The organism is Mycobacterium colombiense, assembly GCF_003284975.1.
GTDB classification, from domain to species: Bacteria; Actinomycetota; Actinomycetes; order Mycobacteriales; family Mycobacteriaceae; genus Mycobacterium; species Mycobacterium europaeum_A.
Genome location: NZ_QMEU01000009.1, coordinates 1 through 15,318, shown reverse-complemented (window position 1 = coordinate 15,318; position 15,318 = coordinate 1). Strand labels below are relative to the sequence as shown.

The 15,318-nt window shown below is 67.1% G+C and carries 16 protein-coding genes; 6 read left to right on the top strand and 10 right to left on the bottom strand.

Going from position 1 to position 15,318, the window contains the following annotated elements; translation table 11 throughout:
* Positions 1 to 20: 20 nt before the first annotated feature.
* The 8 genes from DQP58_RS05590 to DQP58_RS05555 are packed head-to-tail and all read right to left on the bottom strand — an operon-like array spanning position 21 to position 9,014.
* Positions 21 to 1,280 carry an MlaD family protein gene (locus tag DQP58_RS05590; protein WP_112707501.1) on the bottom strand — a complete coding sequence of 420 codons (1,260 nt, stop codon included), beginning with the start codon at positions 1,278 to 1,280 and terminating at the stop codon, positions 21 to 23.
* Positions 1,277 to 2,506 carry an MCE family protein gene (locus DQP58_RS05585; protein ID WP_112707500.1) on the bottom strand — a complete coding sequence of 410 codons (1,230 nt, stop codon included), beginning with the start codon at positions 2,504 to 2,506 and terminating at the stop codon, positions 1,277 to 1,279. Before DQP58_RS05585 ends, DQP58_RS05590 begins: the two co-directional genes overlap by 4 nt.
* Entirely contained in the window at positions 2,503 to 3,618 is a 1,116-nt protein-coding gene (locus DQP58_RS05580; protein ID WP_112707499.1) for an MCE family protein, read from the bottom strand. Before DQP58_RS05580 ends, DQP58_RS05585 begins: the two co-directional genes overlap by 4 nt.
* Complete coding sequence (locus DQP58_RS05575) at positions 3,615 to 4,670, bottom strand: MCE family protein (RefSeq protein ID WP_112707498.1); 1,056 nt, start codon at positions 4,668 to 4,670, stop codon at positions 3,615 to 3,617. Before DQP58_RS05575 ends, DQP58_RS05580 begins: the two co-directional genes overlap by 4 nt.
* Complete coding sequence (locus tag DQP58_RS05570) at positions 4,663 to 5,718, bottom strand: MlaD family protein (RefSeq protein WP_112707497.1); 1,056 nt, start codon at positions 5,716 to 5,718, stop codon at positions 4,663 to 4,665. The genes DQP58_RS05575 and DQP58_RS05570 overlap by 8 nt, the downstream gene beginning before the upstream one ends.
* Positions 5,715 to 7,295, bottom strand: a complete 1,581-nt coding sequence (locus tag DQP58_RS05565; protein WP_112707496.1) for an MlaD family protein — start codon at positions 7,293 to 7,295, stop codon at positions 5,715 to 5,717. The genes DQP58_RS05570 and DQP58_RS05565 overlap by 4 nt, the downstream gene beginning before the upstream one ends.
* An 11-nt stretch (positions 7,296 to 7,306) precedes the next feature.
* Complete coding sequence (locus DQP58_RS05560; RefSeq protein WP_112707495.1) at positions 7,307 to 8,170, bottom strand: ABC transporter permease; 864 nt, start codon at positions 8,168 to 8,170, stop codon at positions 7,307 to 7,309.
* Position 8,171: 1 nt separating this feature from the next.
* Positions 8,172 to 9,014, bottom strand: a complete 843-nt coding sequence (locus DQP58_RS05555; protein ID WP_112707494.1) for an MlaE family ABC transporter permease — start codon at positions 9,012 to 9,014, stop codon at positions 8,172 to 8,174.
* A 305-nt stretch (positions 9,015 to 9,319) separates the two neighbouring features.
* Here DQP58_RS05555 and DQP58_RS05550 point away from each other — a divergent pair, with 305 nt between their 5' ends.
* The 5 genes from DQP58_RS05550 to DQP58_RS05530 all read left to right on the top strand — a co-directional run bounded on the left by DQP58_RS05550 (position 9,320) and on the right by DQP58_RS05530 (position 13,120).
* Entirely contained in the window at positions 9,320 to 9,919 is a 600-nt protein-coding gene (locus DQP58_RS05550; protein WP_112707493.1) for a TetR family transcriptional regulator, read from the top strand.
* A gap of 55 nt (positions 9,920 to 9,974) precedes the next feature.
* On the top strand, positions 9,975 to 10,256 hold the full coding sequence (locus tag DQP58_RS05545) for a phosphoribosyl-ATP diphosphatase (protein WP_065056338.1): 282 nt from the start codon (positions 9,975 to 9,977) through the stop codon (positions 10,254 to 10,256).
* A 2-nt stretch (positions 10,257 to 10,258) separates the two neighbouring features.
* Positions 10,259 to 11,113 (top strand): ATP phosphoribosyltransferase, encoded by an 855-nt coding sequence (gene hisG / locus DQP58_RS05540; protein ID WP_112707492.1) that lies wholly within the window; start codon positions 10,259 to 10,261, stop codon positions 11,111 to 11,113.
* Positions 11,114 to 11,231: 118 nt separating this feature from the next.
* Positions 11,232 to 11,744, top strand: coding sequence for a DUF4126 family protein (locus DQP58_RS05535; RefSeq protein WP_112707491.1), 513 nt, complete (start codon positions 11,232 to 11,234; stop codon positions 11,742 to 11,744).
* The gene (locus DQP58_RS05530; RefSeq protein WP_112707490.1) at positions 11,741 to 13,120 is read left to right on the top strand and encodes an FAD-containing oxidoreductase; all 1,380 of its coding nucleotides are present in this window, start codon (positions 11,741 to 11,743) and stop codon (positions 13,118 to 13,120) included. Before DQP58_RS05535 ends, DQP58_RS05530 begins: the two co-directional genes overlap by 4 nt.
* Here DQP58_RS05530 and DQP58_RS05525 read toward each other — a convergent pair.
* On the bottom strand, positions 13,117 to 13,980 hold the full coding sequence (locus DQP58_RS05525; protein ID WP_112707539.1) for a RecB family exonuclease: 864 nt from the start codon (positions 13,978 to 13,980) through the stop codon (positions 13,117 to 13,119). The two genes, DQP58_RS05530 and DQP58_RS05525, sit on opposite strands and share 4 nt — an antisense overlap.
* 122 nt (positions 13,981 to 14,102) lie before the next feature.
* Between DQP58_RS05525 and trmI the strand changes: the two genes are divergently transcribed.
* Complete coding sequence (trmI, locus tag DQP58_RS05520) at positions 14,103 to 14,948, top strand: tRNA (adenine(58)-N(1))-methyltransferase TrmI (RefSeq protein WP_112707489.1); 846 nt, start codon at positions 14,103 to 14,105, stop codon at positions 14,946 to 14,948.
* Between the two features lie 54 nt (positions 14,949 to 15,002).
* On the opposite strand, the gene DQP58_RS05515 is transcribed toward trmI, so the two are convergent.
* Positions 15,003 to 15,302 (bottom strand): DUF503 domain-containing protein, encoded by a 300-nt coding sequence (locus tag DQP58_RS05515; protein ID WP_112707538.1) that lies wholly within the window; start codon positions 15,300 to 15,302, stop codon positions 15,003 to 15,005.
* Positions 15,303 to 15,318: the final 16 nt, after the last annotated feature.

Sequence of the window (15,318 nt, the reverse complement as noted above, 5' to 3'; positions counted from 1 at the left end):
CGGCTGGGATGGGCCAGGGCTCAGTGGGGCGGTTCGATCGGCAGTTGCGGACCGCCGTAGGGGGTGGGAATGGTGTAGCGGCCTCGCGGGGTCGGATCGGTTCGCTGGCCCAGGTTCGCGCCCGGCGGCGGACCGGCGGTGTCGTCGCCGCCCGGCCGTGGCGCGTTCTTGGCCCCGCGGATCGAGACCGCCGGGTCGTCGTCGCGGCAGTAGGTGTACATGAACGGCTCGTAGTAGTCGGCGGCCGAGGAGGCGTGCGCCGGTGTCCCGTAGTCGCAGACGTAGCGGGGATACAGGTCGGCGGTCGCCCAGACGCCGCCGTCGTGAAAGGCGCTCGTCACCGCGTCCAATACCGACCCGCGGTAGTCGGGGAACAGTGCGTTGAGCGCCGGGACCCGCAGATAGAACAGCTGCGACATGGTGGCCATGCTGCCCAGCAACTGCACCATGGTGTCGGAGTTGTCGGCGAACAGATTGTCGACGGCTGACAGGGTGCGCGGCGTCTGCTGAGTCAACCGGCGATAGCCGGCCTGCATTCTCGCCACGCCGGTCAGCGTCTGGTTGAGTTCGGTTGCGGTGGAGCCCAATCCGGCGTTCTTGTCGCTCGCCAGGGTGAGCACGACCCGGCTGGTCTTGATGATGCTGGTGGTTTGGGGCAGCACCGAATCGAGCGCCGAGAGCAGGAACGTGCCGCCGTCGACGATGGCGGTCAGCTTGGCCGGGCCCTGTCTGCTCAGGCTCAATTCCCGTTTGATCAATTCGATCTTGTGCGGGTCGACCTGGGCCAGCAGCCCGTCGGCGTCGCCGAGCAACTCGGCCAAGCTGACGGGAACGGTGGTGTGGTCTGAGGCGATGAGGCTGCCGTCGTGCAGGTACGGCCCGGCGTCGGAGGCGGCCTCGAAGTTGATGTACTGCTCGCCGGCCGGCGACAGCGCCGACACGTGCACCACGCTGTTCGCGGGGATCCGCACCTTCGACGTGATACTGGCGACGGCGTTCACGCCGTTGTCGGTGATCTGCAGCGATTCGATGCGGCCGACGCGGACACCGCGCAGCGCGACGTCCTGGTTGGGTAGCAGGCCGCCGGATTCCACCAGCTGCACGGTGACCCGGTAGGACGAGGCGAAGGGCTTCACCCGTAGCGCGCCAACGAGCAGATAGGCGGTCGCCACGACCAGGATGAGCACCAGGCCGGCCACCGACAGCCAGACCTGTTGCCGGTGCGCGGTGCGCACCGTGCGCACAACGAGATTGGCGAAGTCGGCGACGGCGCGGATCACGGTTGCGGTCCTGGCGGTGGGGGCGGCCCCGGCGGCGGGGACGGTGCGGGCGGGGGCCCAGGCGCGACGTCGATCTGTCCCGGAACGTTGGGGTCCGGAATCACCGGAATCTGAGGCGAATTGGGTCCCCGGCCGACCACACGTTCCTGCAGTCGCCACAGGGTGTATTTGAGGGTGCCGACGAGCAGGTTCACGTTGTAGTGGTGCGGCCCGTGCAGCCCGATGTCACCGGGGAAACCGATGTCGGGCAGCGATCCGAGCATGATCTTGTCCACGCCGACATTCACCGAAATCGAGTTCCCCGCAGTCGATTTGACCAGCGCGGGAATCAGCCGATTTATCGACAGCCAGCTGGTGTCGGGGCTCGTCACAACGTCGTTGGCGGCCCCGGCGATCGTGTTCAGGTCGCGGATCATGCTGCGGCCGCTGGTGTCGGTCCCGCCGATCGACGGGAACCTGGCCAGCAACCGGGAGGTGTCGCCGACCTGCACGGCCAGGTTCGACAGTTGACTGGTGTTGTCGGCTAGGGCCGAGGTGGCGGGGCGGGCCGCCGACATCAGGTCGCTGATCGTCTGGTTCTTGGCGTCGAGTTGGTCGGACAGGCGCGACAATTGGGTCAGCGCGTGCGAGATCTGATCGGATCGGCCGTCCAACGTCGCGAGTAGCTCGTTGGACTTGCGGATCATGTCTCCGAACGCCTGGCCCTGATCTCCGGTCGCCTTGCCGAACCCGTTGATGATGTTGGTGAAATTGCGCACCGCCCCGCCGTTCACCAGGATCGCCGCCGAGCTCAGCACCGACTCGACGGTCGCGGCGGCCGCGGTCGAGTCCAAGCCGATGGTGTCCCCGTCGCGCAGCAGCGGACCGTCGGCATCGTCCGGTGGCTTCAGCGCCACGAACACGTCGCCCAGCGGTGTGGCCGTGCGCAATTCGGCGGTGCTTCCCCGCGGCAGTTGCACGCCGTCCCGGATCCGCAGCCGGGTGACCGCGGTGTAATTGCGGGCGACCATCGATTCGAGCTGCCCGACGTCGGCGCCGGCGAGCTTGACCTTGGCGTTCATCGGCAGGTTCAGCGCGTTGGAGAACACCGCGTTCAGCGAATATCCGCCCGAGCCCAGGCCCGGGGCCGGAAGGGGAAGGCTGGCAAGGCCGTTCGAGGCACATCCCGCGGTGACCATCGCCGCGGCCACGGCCGTCAGCATGCCCCGCACACCCGGGCCCGTCATTTCTGCCCCATGGCGGCCATGCCGTCGAGCACGTAGGTCAACCCGAAATCGGGGCCGAAATCCTGGATGGTCCCGGTGCTGCAGCCCAGTTGCCGAAGCCCCATCAGGTTGCAGATCTCTTTGGTGTACTGGCTGTCGAACAGCAGCCGGTCCGTCAGGAAGCGGGCCCGCACGCTGCCGTTCGCCCGGTCGATCATGTTGTAGGCGTTGTCGGCCACCAGCGGGGCCAGATCCAGCAGCTCGGCCAGGTCGCGCCGCTGATCGGTCACCGTCTTCAGCGTGTCATTGCCATGCAGCACGGCCTGTTTGACGTTGTCGCGGTTGGCGTCGAGCAGGTCACCCGCCCGTTGGATCAGTTGGTCGAGCTTGCGTCCGGTGCTGCCGCTGCCCAGGTCCTCGTCGGCCATGATCTGGCTGACTTGGTGGATGGTGGAGGCGAATTCGCGCAGTTTGGTGTCGTTGGCGGCCACGGCGTCGAACAGCGTGCTGAGGTTCTTGACGATCGTGGTGATCTGTTCGCGGGTGGCCGCGCCGCCGTCGCTGGACAACCGCAGCGCCTGGGACAGCTCGCCGAGGGCCGCCTTGATCTTTTCGCCGTTCCCGTTGACCACCTCGGTGCCGGCACCCAGCACGTCGGCGATCGGTCCGCCGCCTCGCCCGTCACCCTCGAGCGACTTGGTCACCTTGTCCAAAACATTGAGGACACTGCTGAATTCGACAGGGGTCTTGGTCCTGGGCAGTCCGATGGTGTCGTGATTTTGCAGGGTCGGTCCGCCGTGGTAGGGCGGCGTCAGCTCAATCTGCCGGTCGGTGAGGATGGACGTCGACACCGTGACGGCCTGCGCGGTGGCGGGCACCTTGACGTGGCGGTCGACGGTGAACTGGACCTCGACGTAACCGCCCTTGGGGTTGATCGTGGTGATCTTGCCCACCGGCATGCCCAGCACCGCAACCTCGTTGCCCTCGTAGAGGCCTGAGGCGCTGTCGAATTGGGCCGTCACGGTGATCGTGTCGTCGTCCGAACTCAGGTACCACCAGCCGGTGCCGACCGCCGCGGCGAGGACCGCGATCGCGGCGACGATGGCCAGCACCTTGGCGCCGCGCCCGTTCACTTGCAGTCCTTGAAGTACTGGATCATGCCGAACTGCTTGGCGCGCCCGCTGATTGCGCACATCCACGAATCGATCAACGGGACATTGGGGGCGTTGAAGTTGATCGCGTTGCCGTCACCGGTCAGGTTGGCCGCCTCGCGGAAGAAGATCGGGCTGGTTTGTAGCATGCTGTGCAGCAGGTCGTCGTGCGCCGACATCAAGTTGGTGAAGTCACGCATGTCCCTGATCAACGCGTCCAGACCCGAGCGGTCGTTCACCACGACCTGGCTCATGGTGTCGACCAGGCTCGACAGGGATTGCATCATCGCGTGAAAAACGGCGCGCCGCGCGACGAATTGGCCCAGCAGGTCTTGGCCCTGGTCGACCAGGGCGCCGATGCCGGCCTGCTGGCGGCGCAGCGTGTTGGTGACCTGCTCGGTGCTGTGCAGCAGCTGTCCCAGCTGGTCGCGTCGCACCGCGATGATCGACGACAAAGTGTTGATGTTCGTGATGGCCTGCGGCACAACGGCGGGCAGGCCCTCGAGCTGCTTGCCGAGCACCGCCAGCGATTGTGCGAACCTGTCGGAGTCGACCTGCTCGAAAGTGGTGGTGGCGTCCTGCAACGCGGCCTGCAGGTCGTAGGGCACCTCGGTGTGCGCCAGGTCGAAGGTCTCGTTGGGCAGGCGGGCGGGGCCCTTGGGTTCCAGCGCGAGATAGCGCGAGCCCAGGATGGTGGTCACCCGGATCTGTGCGCGAGAATCCTTGCCCAGCTTGATGTCGTCGCGGACCTTCAACCCCACCTCGACATGGTCGCCGACGAGTTTCATGCTCGTGACGTTGCCCACCGGGATGCCCGCGACCACGATCGGGTTGCCGGCCCGCAGCGAGGCCGCCTGCAGGAACTCGGCGGTGTAATGGCGATAGCCGGCCCCGATAGCGTGCACCACCAGCATGACTGAAATCACCACCGCGACCACCGCGACGGCGATGAACCCGAGCCACGTCTTGTTGTAGCTTTCCAGCGGGCGCTTCGTCAGCGCCGACAACCGCCGCCCTACCGATGCCTCAGCCATCGACCGTGCTCCTGCAGCGCGGGGTGTGCCAGGCCCGGTTTCCCGGCGTGGCCGCGTTGATGATGATCGGCACGACATCGTTGAGCCCGGGGAAGAAACCCATGAAGTTCACGTCGCACACGTAGGCATTGCCGTAGGCGCCCTGATTGCCCACCCGGGTAAGGCCTTTGAGCAGCAGCGGAATGTTGTCGCCGAAGAACGCCACCTGCGGTTCGACGTCCATGATGTGTTTGGCGACGCCGGGCTGGCGGTCGATGAATTCGCGCAGTGCCGGGTAGACGTCGGTCGCCGAGGCCGACAGCCGGTTGGTCACCCGGGCGAGCGAACCGACCGAGGCGACCAGGTCCGGGCGCCGCCGGTCGAGGTCGCCGACGACGCTGCGGGCCGCCGTGATTACCCCGTCGAGATCGTCGTTCTGTTGGGCGAGGTTGCCGACCACCTTGTTGAGGTTGGTGATCACGCTGCCCAGGGCCTGGTCGCGACCCGCGAAAGTCTGTGTCAGCGTGGAGGTCTGGCCGACGAGCGTGGTGAGCGACGAGGTGTCGCCCTGCAGCGAGGCGATGATGCCCTTGGTGAGGTTGTCGGCATCATGGGGGTTCAGCAGGCTGAACAACGGCTCGTAGCCGTTGAGCAGCGTGGTCACGTCGAAAGAGGGCTCGGTGCGCTCCAGGGGGATGGTGCTGCCCGGCGCCAGCAGCTGCGGACTGCCTTCCTTGCCCAGGGACAGCCCGAGGTAACGCTGCCCGACGATGTTCTGGTAGGTCACCGACGCCAGGGTGTTTCCGAACAACCGCTGTTCGGACTGCACCACGAACGAGACCTTCGCCAAAGTCCCGTCCAGTTCCACCTTTTCGACCCGGCCCACGCGCACGCCGGCCATGCGGACGTCGTCGCCGTCGCGTAGTCCGTACACGTCGCTGAACACCGCTGTATACCTGGCGGTGTCGCCGGCGACGTCACGCCGCAGGCTCACATACACCAGCCAGGTCAGCGTCAACGAGACGATCATGAACAGGGTCAGTGCGATGAGCGGGCCGCGAAACCTCATTTGACCTCCCCGGGCGGATGAGCCAGTGAGACCGTGGTGCCGCGAGCGACGGGTCCCAGCAGAAGTTCGGTGGCCTCGGTCGCGGGGGCGCCGGTGATCACACCGAGCATGGTGCGTTCGTATTGACTCCCGACGGGTCCCACGTTGCCGCCAAACGAGGCCCGGTACGAGGCCTGCGGGATCCAGGGCGCCTTCGGTGCCACCGGCGCGACCCACGGTTCGTGTTGTTGCGGCGTCGCGGGCGCCCCGGGTGAGGGGTTGTCGGGGTTCGCACTGCCCGGCACCGGCGGCGACGGCGTAATGCCCGGAGCGAGTGGCGGATTGGGGTCGACCAGGTTTGGTGGCCCGTTCACCAGCGGCGGGCCCACGGCGACCAGGTTTCCGTCCGGGCCGATCATCGTGCCGGGCGGTGGGGCCAGGTCCTTCGGCGGATGGTAGTTCTGCGGCAACAACACGTCGGGCAGATCGGGGCGCACCGGAATAAGCGGTGCGGTAAAGCAACTGGGCCCTTTGAGCTCGCCGTAATGCGGACAGTCGGCACGGGTGTAGGTGGAACTCGGCGTGAACGTCAGCATCGCGCGCATGTTGCCCAGGTTGGTCCGCGGGTTCCAGACCTGTTCCATGAACTGGTTGGCCAGATTGTCCAGTTTGGTGACGGCGGGCACGAAGTTGTTCGACTTCTGCGCCAAGACGCCGAGCACCGGCGTGAAATCGCCTGTGATCCTGATGAGTTGGTCGATGTGGTTGTCGAACGATTGGCGGGTGGTGCCGACCGTGTAGTCGGCGCCGGAGAGCAGCGAGGCCAACTGCCCGCGCGTCTCGGCGAAGGTTCGCATCGGCTCGACGGCCTGATGCAACGCATCGAGAAGATCGGGCGCCGTCTGGGCGAGCCCCGTGGTGGCATCCAGCAGAGCCGACACCGTCGAGGGACTGGTGTCGGTGCTGACGATCGAATTGAGTTGATCGAGAAGGCGATTCAGTTGGGCACCGGCGGTCAGCAGGCTGACGCGGCGGTGATCGGTCGCCGCGCCCAGCGCGGCCAGGATCCCCACCGACCTGTCGTCACGGCCACGACCCGCGGCGGCGAGCACGTCACGCAGCTTGCTCACGGTCGTCTGGAAAAGAACCGTCGGGAGCCGCTTGTCCTCCGAGATGTGCGCGCCATCGCGGATTTTCCCGCTGCGGCCCTCCTGGTTCGGGAAGCCCACCAGTTGGACCGACGACACGGCGAAGACGTTGCTCGGCACCACGCGTGCGGTCACGTTGGCCGGAATCGACTTCGCGTATTCCTCTTTGAGGTCGATGTGGACGTAGTTAGGCTTGCCGTGCGCCGCCGGGACGACGCCGTTGACCATCCCGACCAGGACGCCGCGGAACTTGACATCGGACTTCTGGGGAAGGCCATCGCCGACGTTGATCAGATCGGCGACCACCCGCACGTACTCGTTGAGCCTGCCGGTGGATTTCACCAGCATCGCGGTGGTGACCAGGGCGCTGACCACTACGACCGCGATGCCGATGCCGAACAGCTGCCGATCGGAGGGGCCACGGCCGTCCAGCTCAAAGGAATTGGGCACGTTCCACCGACCTACCCGCCGAACCGTGCGCCGGAGTCGACGCCCCACAACGCCATGGTGAGCAGCATGTTCACGATGATCACCACGGTGATGCTGGCCCGCATCCCGTGTCCGGCGGCGACGCCGACGCCCTCGGGCCCGCCACTCGCGTAATAGCCGTAGTAGCACTGGATCGTCGACGCGATCCAGACGAAGATGACCGCCTTGAACAAGGAGTAGACGATGTCCTGCCCGGCCAGCATCAGCGTGAAGTAATGCAGGTAGGAGCCGGTCGACCCGCCGCTGCCCAGGCTCACCACGACCTGGGTGCTCAGGTATCCGATCGCCAGGCACGCGGCGTATAGCGGGACGATCGCCACCACCGACGCGATCAGCCGGGTGGTCACCAGGTACGGGATCGGGCGGATGGCAATCGACTCCATGGCGTCGATCTCTTCGGCGATCCGCATGGACCCCAGCTGGGCGGTGAAGCGGCAACCGCCCTGCATGGCGAAGGCGAGCGACGCCATCAGGGGAGCCAGCTCGCGGGTGTTGACCAACGAAGAGACGAATCCGGTGGCGGGGCCCAGACCGAGCAGATCCAGAAAGTTGTAACCCTCGATGCCGACCAGCGCGCCGACCGTCATGCCGAGCACCACGGCCACCCCGGCCGTGCCGCCGCCCACCACGATCGAGCCGTTGCCCCAGGTGATGTTCGACAGCAGCCGCAGAAATTCGGCGCTGTACTGGCGCAGGGCGAGCGGCACGGCGACCGCGGCCCGGACGAAGAAGACCAGGAGGTGGCCGAGCCGAATGACCGGCACCTTGCCGCGGCGGTAGAGCCGAACGAGGGGGACCGAAATCGGTGCGAACGGTTGATAGGCGGAGGCCGTCATGTCACAGTCCCGTACGCGGCGACAACATGATGTACAGCTGGCTGATCGCCACGTTGACGATCATCAACAGCAGGATCGCCTCCACCACAGCGGCGTTCACTGAATTGGCGACACCGGTCGGTCCCCCCTTGGTGGACAGGCCCTTCTGACTCGACACGATGGCCACGATGGCGCCGAACACGATGGCCTTGATCAGAGCCAGGATCATGTCACCGGTCGTCGCGAACGACGCGAACGTCGACACGAAGCTGCCCGGCGCCCCGTTCTGGAAGTACACGTTGAACATGTAGCTCGCGAAGAATCCGGCGAAGCACACGACGCCCGTGAGGGCCACACCGATCATCACCGCCGCGGCGAAGCGGGGAACCACCAGGCGGCGGATCACCGAGACGCCCATCACCTCCATCGCGTCGGTCTCTTCGCGCATCGTTCGGGAGCCCAGGTCCGCGGTGATCGCGGACCCGACCGCCGAGGCCATCAGGACCGCGGCCACCAGCGACGCCCCCTGCCGGATCACCGCCAGCCCGCTGGCCGCCCCGGCCAGCGACGTGGCACCCACCTGGCCGGCCAGCAAGGCGAACTGGATGGACAGGGTGACGCTGATCGGCAGGGACACCAGGATCGTCGGCAACACGGCGGTGCCGGCCATGAACGCGCCCTGCCGGACAAACTCATGCCACTGGAATCGTCCGGTCACCAGGTCGTAGAAGAAATATTGGGCGGTTCGCACACCCAGCACGAACTGTTCACCTACCGTCGTCAGCGAGGCGACCGGGTGACGCTTGACGTATCCGACGGACCAGTTCCGGATAGCGGTGACGCCATCAAGCTGCGTCGTCGTCATAACGGCGTGACCTGCGGTCCGCCTAGCAAACCCACGGTGCAGGTCATCGGGTACCAGCTAGCGCTTTCATCGGCCCTCTTCCCGCCCCTCAGTCCTGAGTGCCGAGCGGAGCGCTTTGGGCGACGGTTGAACCCTATCCTTATTAAAATAGTGTCAACAAGCCCTAGATCTCCGCAGCTCATTGGTGTGTGCTGCATCACACTAGCCTACTTGATAGGGACTTTCAATAGTGTAGAGTCACTCATCTCAGTTCGTCGGCCAACGGCGCCGTGGGGTTCTGATGTCGGATTGACGAAGGTGATGGCATGCCCTCAGCAAACTCATCGCTGCGTGACCGACGCCGTGCTGAGCTGCTGTCCCAGATTCAGCAGACCGCCCACCGGCTGTTCGCCGAACGCGGCTTCGAGGCGGTGACCACCGAGGACATCGCCGCGGCCGCCGGGATCTCCATCAGCACCTATTTCCGGTACGCGCCCACCAAGGAGGGCCTGCTGGTCGACCCCGTCCGGGAGGCCGCCGCCGAGATCGTGGGTTCCTACAGCGCCAGGCCGGCCGATGAGTCACCGGTCGAAGCGTTGATCCAGCTGTTCGTCACGCACGCCCGCGACGTCAGCGAGGTCGACAACCTCGACACCTGGCGCCTGGCCGTCGCAACCGCGCCCCACCTGTTGAGCAAATCCGTCTTGGTCAGCGAAACCGATCACGGCAGGCTGATCGAGCAGGTCGCCCACCGGATGGGTGTCGATTCGGCGGCCGACATCCGACCCGCCTTGTTGGTCCATACCAGTTTGGCCACAGTGAAATTCGTCCTCGACGGCTGGTTGACCTCGAACGTCGCCGAGAGCCCGGCGTTCCACGTGCAGCTGGAGGAAGCGCTGCGCCTCACCCTCGCCGGATTCGAGTGACGAATCCGCCAGGACGCCGCCGGGGCTAAACCGCCGTGACTTTGCTCGCCGCCGCGTGAAACAATCGCTGGCCGTGAAGACCTTCGAGGATCTGTTCGCCGAGCTGGGCGAGCGCGCCCGTACCCGGCCGGCCGGCAGCGCGACGGTCGCCGCGCTCGACGGCGGCGTCCACGGCCTGGGCAAGAAGATCCTCGAGGAAGCCGGCGAAGTGTGGCTGGCCGCCGAACACGAATCCGACGACGCGCTGGCCGAGGAGATCAGCCAGTTGCTCTACTGGACACAGGTGTTGATGGTGGCGCGCGGGCTGACCCTCGACGACGTGTATCGGAAGCTGTGACCATGCTGCGGGTTGCGGTGCCCAACAAGGGCACGCTCAGCGAGCCGGCCAGCGAGATTCTCGCGGAGGCCGGTTACCGGCGCCGCACCGATTCCAGGGATCTGACCGTCATCGATCCGGTGAACCAGGTCGAGTTCTTCTTCCTGCGGCCCAAGGACATTGCCATTTACGTGGGTTCGGGGGAGCTGGATTTGGGCATCACCGGCCGGGACCTGGTGGCCGATTCCGACGCACCGGTGCGCGAGCGTCTGGCGCTGGGCTTCGGCTCGTCGAGCTTTCGCTACGCCGGACCGGCCCGGCGCGACTGGAAGATCGCCGACCTGGCCGGCAAACGGATCGCCACCGCCTACCCCAATCTGGTCCGAAAAGACTTGGCGGGGCGCGGTATTGAGGCGACCGTCATCAGGCTCGACGGCGCGGTGGAGATCTCGGTGCAGCTCGGCGTGGCCGACGCCATCGCCGACGTGGTGGGCTCCGGGCGCACCCTGAGCCTGCACAACCTGGTCGCCTTCGGCGACCCGCTGTGCGATTCGGAAGCGGTGCTGATCGAAAGCGACGCGAGCAGCAATGCGGGGACGCAGGCGGCGCGCGATCAGCTGGTGGCGCGGATCCAGGGCGTGGTGTTCGGCCAGCAGTATCTGATGCTCGATTACGACTGCCCACGCTCGGTGCTGGGCAAGGCCACGGCGATCACGCCGGGGCTGGAGTCGCCCACCATCGCGCCCCTGGCCGATCCGGACTGGGTTGCCATCCGCGCGCTGGTGCCGCGTCGGGGCGTCAACGAGATCATGGACGAGCTGGCCGCCATCGGCGCCAAGGCGATCCTGGCATCCGATATCAGGTTTTGCCGGTTCTGATTCGCAGGCGGTGCAAGACCCGCGGCTGTGTTAGCGTCCGCCTCGGGGGACTGCCCGGGTTGGCGAATGGGCCGTCCCTGGATCGGTCGCCGGCTGTTCGTCTCCCAGGAGGGTTTCCGTGACACACGCGCTGCTCGTCTTATTGGCTTTACTGATTGGCGTCGTGGCCGGGCTGCGGTCGCTGACGGCGCCCGCCGTCGTGGCCTGGGCCGCCTACATCGGCTGGATCGACCTGCACGGCACCTGGGCGAGTTGGCTGACCAACATCATTGCGGTGATCATCTTCACCGTCCTGGCGATCGGCGAACTGATCAACGACAAGCTGCCCAAGACGCCGGCCCGCACCGCGCCGCCGATCTTCGCGGCCCGGATCGTCACCGGTGGGCTCGCGGGCGCGGCGCTGGGCGCTTGGCCGCACTGGACGTTCACCGCGCTGGGCGCCGGTGTCATCGGTGCGGTGCTCGGTACCCTCGGCGGCTACCAGGCGCGCAAGCGACTGGTGGCAGCGACGGGTGGCCGGGACCTGCCCATCGCGCTGCTCGAGGACGCCGTCGCGATCGTGGGCGGGTTCGCCATCGCAGCGGCGACGGGCCACCTGCTGACGGAATACCTGCTGACGGCGGTTAAGTGACAGCGCATTTCGATGCGATCATCGTCGGGGCCGGGCAGGCCGGCCCGCCGTTGGCAGGCCGGCTGACCGCTGCCGGACAGCGCGTCGCTTTGATCGAGCGCAAGCTGATCGGCGGCACCTGCGTCAACACCGGGTGCATCCCAACCAAGACGCTGGTGGCCTCCGCGCACGCCGCCCATCTGGCGCGTCGCGGCGCGGAATACGGCGTCGGGACCGGGCCGGTCAGCGTGGACATGGCAAAGGTCAAGGCCCGCAAGGACGAGATCATGCTGGGTGACCGCAAGGGCGTCGAGGATTGGCTCGAAGGCATGAAGGGCTGCACAGTTTTTCGCGGACACGCGGTCTTTCGGGATCCGCACACGCTGCGAGTCGGTGACGATGAGCTGAGCGCCGACCGCATCTTCCTCAACGTCGGCGGCCGTGCGGTGGTGCCCGACATCCCGGGCCTGTCCGACGTCGATTACCTCACCAACGTGTCCGTTCTCGAACTAGACACGGTGCCAACGCATCTCGTCATCGTCGGCGGCAGCTACATCGCGCTGGAGTTCGCGCAGATGTACCGGCGGTTCGGGGCCCGCGTGACCGTCGTCGAACGGGGCCCGCGGCTGGCGTCGCGTGAGGACGAGGACGTCTCGGCCACCATCGAAGAAATCCTGCGCGCCGAGGGCGTCGACGTCATCGTCGGGGCCGATGATGTGCGAATAGCCAAGAACGGCAACGGGTTCGAGCTGACGACTGGTGAGGGCGCCGCGCCCGTTCAGGGAAGTCACCTGCTGCTGGCGGTGGGCCGGCGACCCAATACCGACGACCTGGGCCTGGACGCGGCCGGGGTGCGGACCGATGCCCGCGGCTACATCGTGGTCGACGATCAGCTCAAGACCAGCGTCGAACACATCTGGGCGATGGGTGACTGCAACGGCAAGGGCGCATTCACCCACACCTCCTACAACGATTTCGAGATCGTCGCCGCCAACCTGCTGGACGACGACCCGCGCCGGGTGAGCGACCGCATCACCACCTACGCGCTCTACATCGATCCGCCGTTGGGGCGCGCCGGCATGACCGTCGATCAGGTCCGCTCGTCGGGACGCAAGGCGCTGGTCGGTAAGCGGCCGATGACCCGGGTCGGCCGGGCGGTGGAAAAGGGTGAGACGCAAGGCTTCATGAAGGTCGTGGTGGACGCCGACACCCAGGAGATCCTGGGCGCCGCCATCCTCGGGGTCGGCGGTGACGAGGCCATCCACGCCATCCTGGACGTGATGTCGGCCAAGGCGCCCTACACCACGCTGTCGCGCACCATGCACATCCATCCCACCGTCAGCGAGCTGATTCCCACCATGCTGCAGGAGCTATCGCCGCTGGACGGCCAGGCTTAGGCGGCCGGTTCGGTGGGATGCGAACCGCTCTGCGCAACAAGGGTTTCCGGCCAGCCCGGGTAGGGTGGCGGGGTGCCGCCGAAAAGCGGGCAGTGCTGTTGGTGGGGACACCAGTCGCACAGCCGCGACTGGGTGGGCCGGAAATCGCCGGTGTGTCCGGCGGATTGGATCGCCCGCCAGATCGCCATCAACGTCTTCTCGAAGCGCAGCAGCTCATCGTGATCCGGCGTGTAGTCCAGCACCTGTCCGTCGGCCAGATAGATCAGCCGCAACCGGGTGGGCTGCACACCGCGCGACCGCAACAGCGCCACCGCGTAGAACTTCATCTGGAACATGGCCTTGAACTCGGCTAGGGCCCGGGCGGCCGGCGGCGCCTTGCCGGTCTTGTAGTCGACCACCCGCAGTTCGCCGGTGGCGGCGACGTCGATCCGGTCGATGAAGCCACGCAGCAGGGTGCCGTCGGCGAGTTCCACCTCGACGCGCTGCTCGCAGCATTCCGGGCTGAAGCGAGTGGGATCCTCGAGCCGGTAGTAACCGGCGAGCAACGCCTGCGCCTCGGCCAGTAACTGGGCGCGCTGCCCGGGATCCACATCGGCGGTCAGCTCGGGCGTCGCCGCGATGACCTGGTCCCAGGCCGGCTCCACCAACGCCATGGCGGTGTCGGGGCCCCGCTGTTCGGCGGGCAGGCCGTACAGCTGCTGCAGGGTGGCATGGACCAGCGAGCCGCGCAACTGCGCCGGCGACGGGGCCTCGGGCAGCCGGTCGATGGCCCGGAACCGGTACAGCAGTGGGCACTGCTTGAAGTCCGCGGCCCGCGACGGCGACAGGGCCGGGCGGTACGCCTGGCCCGGCGGGCGCATCTCCGGCTGGGGCGCCTCAGACTGGGGCGCCTCGGGCTGGACGATCATGTCGGCAGCCTAGGACCGGGCGCCGACAACCCCCAAGCACCCGCGGCGGCGAGTCGGCTGGCACGCTAGACCGCGTGTCCGTATCCGGCCCGTTCACCGAGGGCGAGCGTGTCCAGCTCACCGATGCCAAGGGTCGGCACTACACCGTGGTGCTCACCGCGGGCGCCGAGTTCCACACCCATCGCGGAGCGATTCCGCACGACGCGCTGATCGGGCTCGAGCAAGGGAGCGTCATCAAGTCGAGCAACAACGCCGTGTACTTGGTGATGCGGCCCCTGCTGATCGACTACGTGATGTCGATGCCGCGCGGACCCCAGGTGATCTACCCCAAGGACGCCGCCCAGATCGTGCACGAGGGCGATATCTTCCCGGGCGCGCGGGTGCTGGAGGCCGGCGCCGGCTCCGGCGCGCTGACCTGCTCGCTGCTGCGCGCGACCGGGCCTGACGGCCGGGTGACCTCCTACGAGCTGCGCGCCGATCACGCCGAGCACGCCGAACGCAACGTGTCGGTGTTCCACGGCGGCCAGGCGCCCGACAACTGGCAGCTGATCATCGGCGACGTCTGCGACTCCGAGCTGCCGGACGGATCCTTCGATCGCGCCGTGCTCGACATGCTCGCGCCGTGGGAGGTGCTGCAGGCGGTCGCGCGGCTGCTGATTCCCGGCGGCGTGCTGATCATCTACGTGGCCACCGTCACCCAGCTCTCGCGCGCGGTCGAGGCCTTGCGGGCCCAGCAGTGCTGGACCGAGCCGCGGTCGTGGGAGACGTTGCAGCGCGGCTGGAACGTCGTCGGTCTCGCGGTCCGGCCGCAGCATTCGATGCGCGGGCACACCGCCTTCCTGATCTTCACGCGGCGGCTCGCACCCGGCGTCGTCGCGCCCGTGCCGCTGGGCCGCAAGCGCGAAGGCCGCGACGGCTAGCTAGCGGCGATCGCAAGCGCGGCGTAGCCGGGCGCAGCGGGTCGTCGCCATCGGCTAGCCGAGGTCCTCGCTGCGCACCAACGCGCGCCGCACCGACAGCAGCTCGAATTCGGGATGCGCGGCCACCAGCCGCTCGGCCGCGTCCAAGACGTCGACGGCATGACCGCGATCCCCGGACACCGTGGCGATGCCGATGCTCGTTCGCCGGTACAAGTCATGCGAACCCACTTCGGCCGCCGACACGCTGAACTTGCGCTGCAACTCGGCGACCACGGGACGAATCACCGACCGCTTCTGTTTGAGGGACCGCACGTCGCCCAGCAGTACGTCGAACTCGAGCCAACCGATCCACATGCCGCGGGTCAACCCG

What these genes read in the sequence shown, in the direction of transcription:
- DQP58_RS05585 (WP_112707500.1), bottom strand. Translation starts at nt 2,506, where the DNA reads ATGACGGGCCCGGGTGTGCGGGGCATGCTGACGGCCGTGGCCGCGGCG.
- DQP58_RS05575 (WP_112707498.1), bottom strand. Translation starts at nt 4,670, where the DNA reads ATGGCTGAGGCATCGGTAGGGCGGCGGTTGTCGGCGCTGACGAAGCGC.
- DQP58_RS05570 (WP_112707497.1), bottom strand. Translation starts at nt 5,718, where the DNA reads ATGAGGTTTCGCGGCCCGCTCATCGCACTGACCCTGTTCATGATCGTC.
- DQP58_RS05560 (WP_112707495.1), bottom strand. Translation starts at nt 8,170, where the DNA reads ATGACGGCCTCCGCCTATCAACCGTTCGCACCGATTTCGGTCCCCCTC.
- DQP58_RS05555 (WP_112707494.1), bottom strand. Translation starts at nt 9,014, where the DNA reads ATGACGACGACGCAGCTTGATGGCGTCACCGCTATCCGGAACTGGTCC.
- DQP58_RS05550 (WP_112707493.1), top strand. Translation starts at nt 9,320, where the DNA reads ATGCCCTCAGCAAACTCATCGCTGCGTGACCGACGCCGTGCTGAGCTG.
- hisG (WP_112707492.1), top strand. Translation starts at nt 10,259, where the DNA reads ATGCTGCGGGTTGCGGTGCCCAACAAGGGCACGCTCAGCGAGCCGGCC.
- DQP58_RS05525 (WP_112707539.1), bottom strand. Translation starts at nt 13,980, where the DNA reads ATGCGCCCGCCGGGCCAGGCGTACCGCCCGGCCCTGTCGCCGTCGCGG.
- DQP58_RS05515 (WP_112707538.1), bottom strand. Translation starts at nt 15,302, where the DNA reads ATGTGGATCGGTTGGCTCGAGTTCGACGTACTGCTGGGCGACGTGCGG.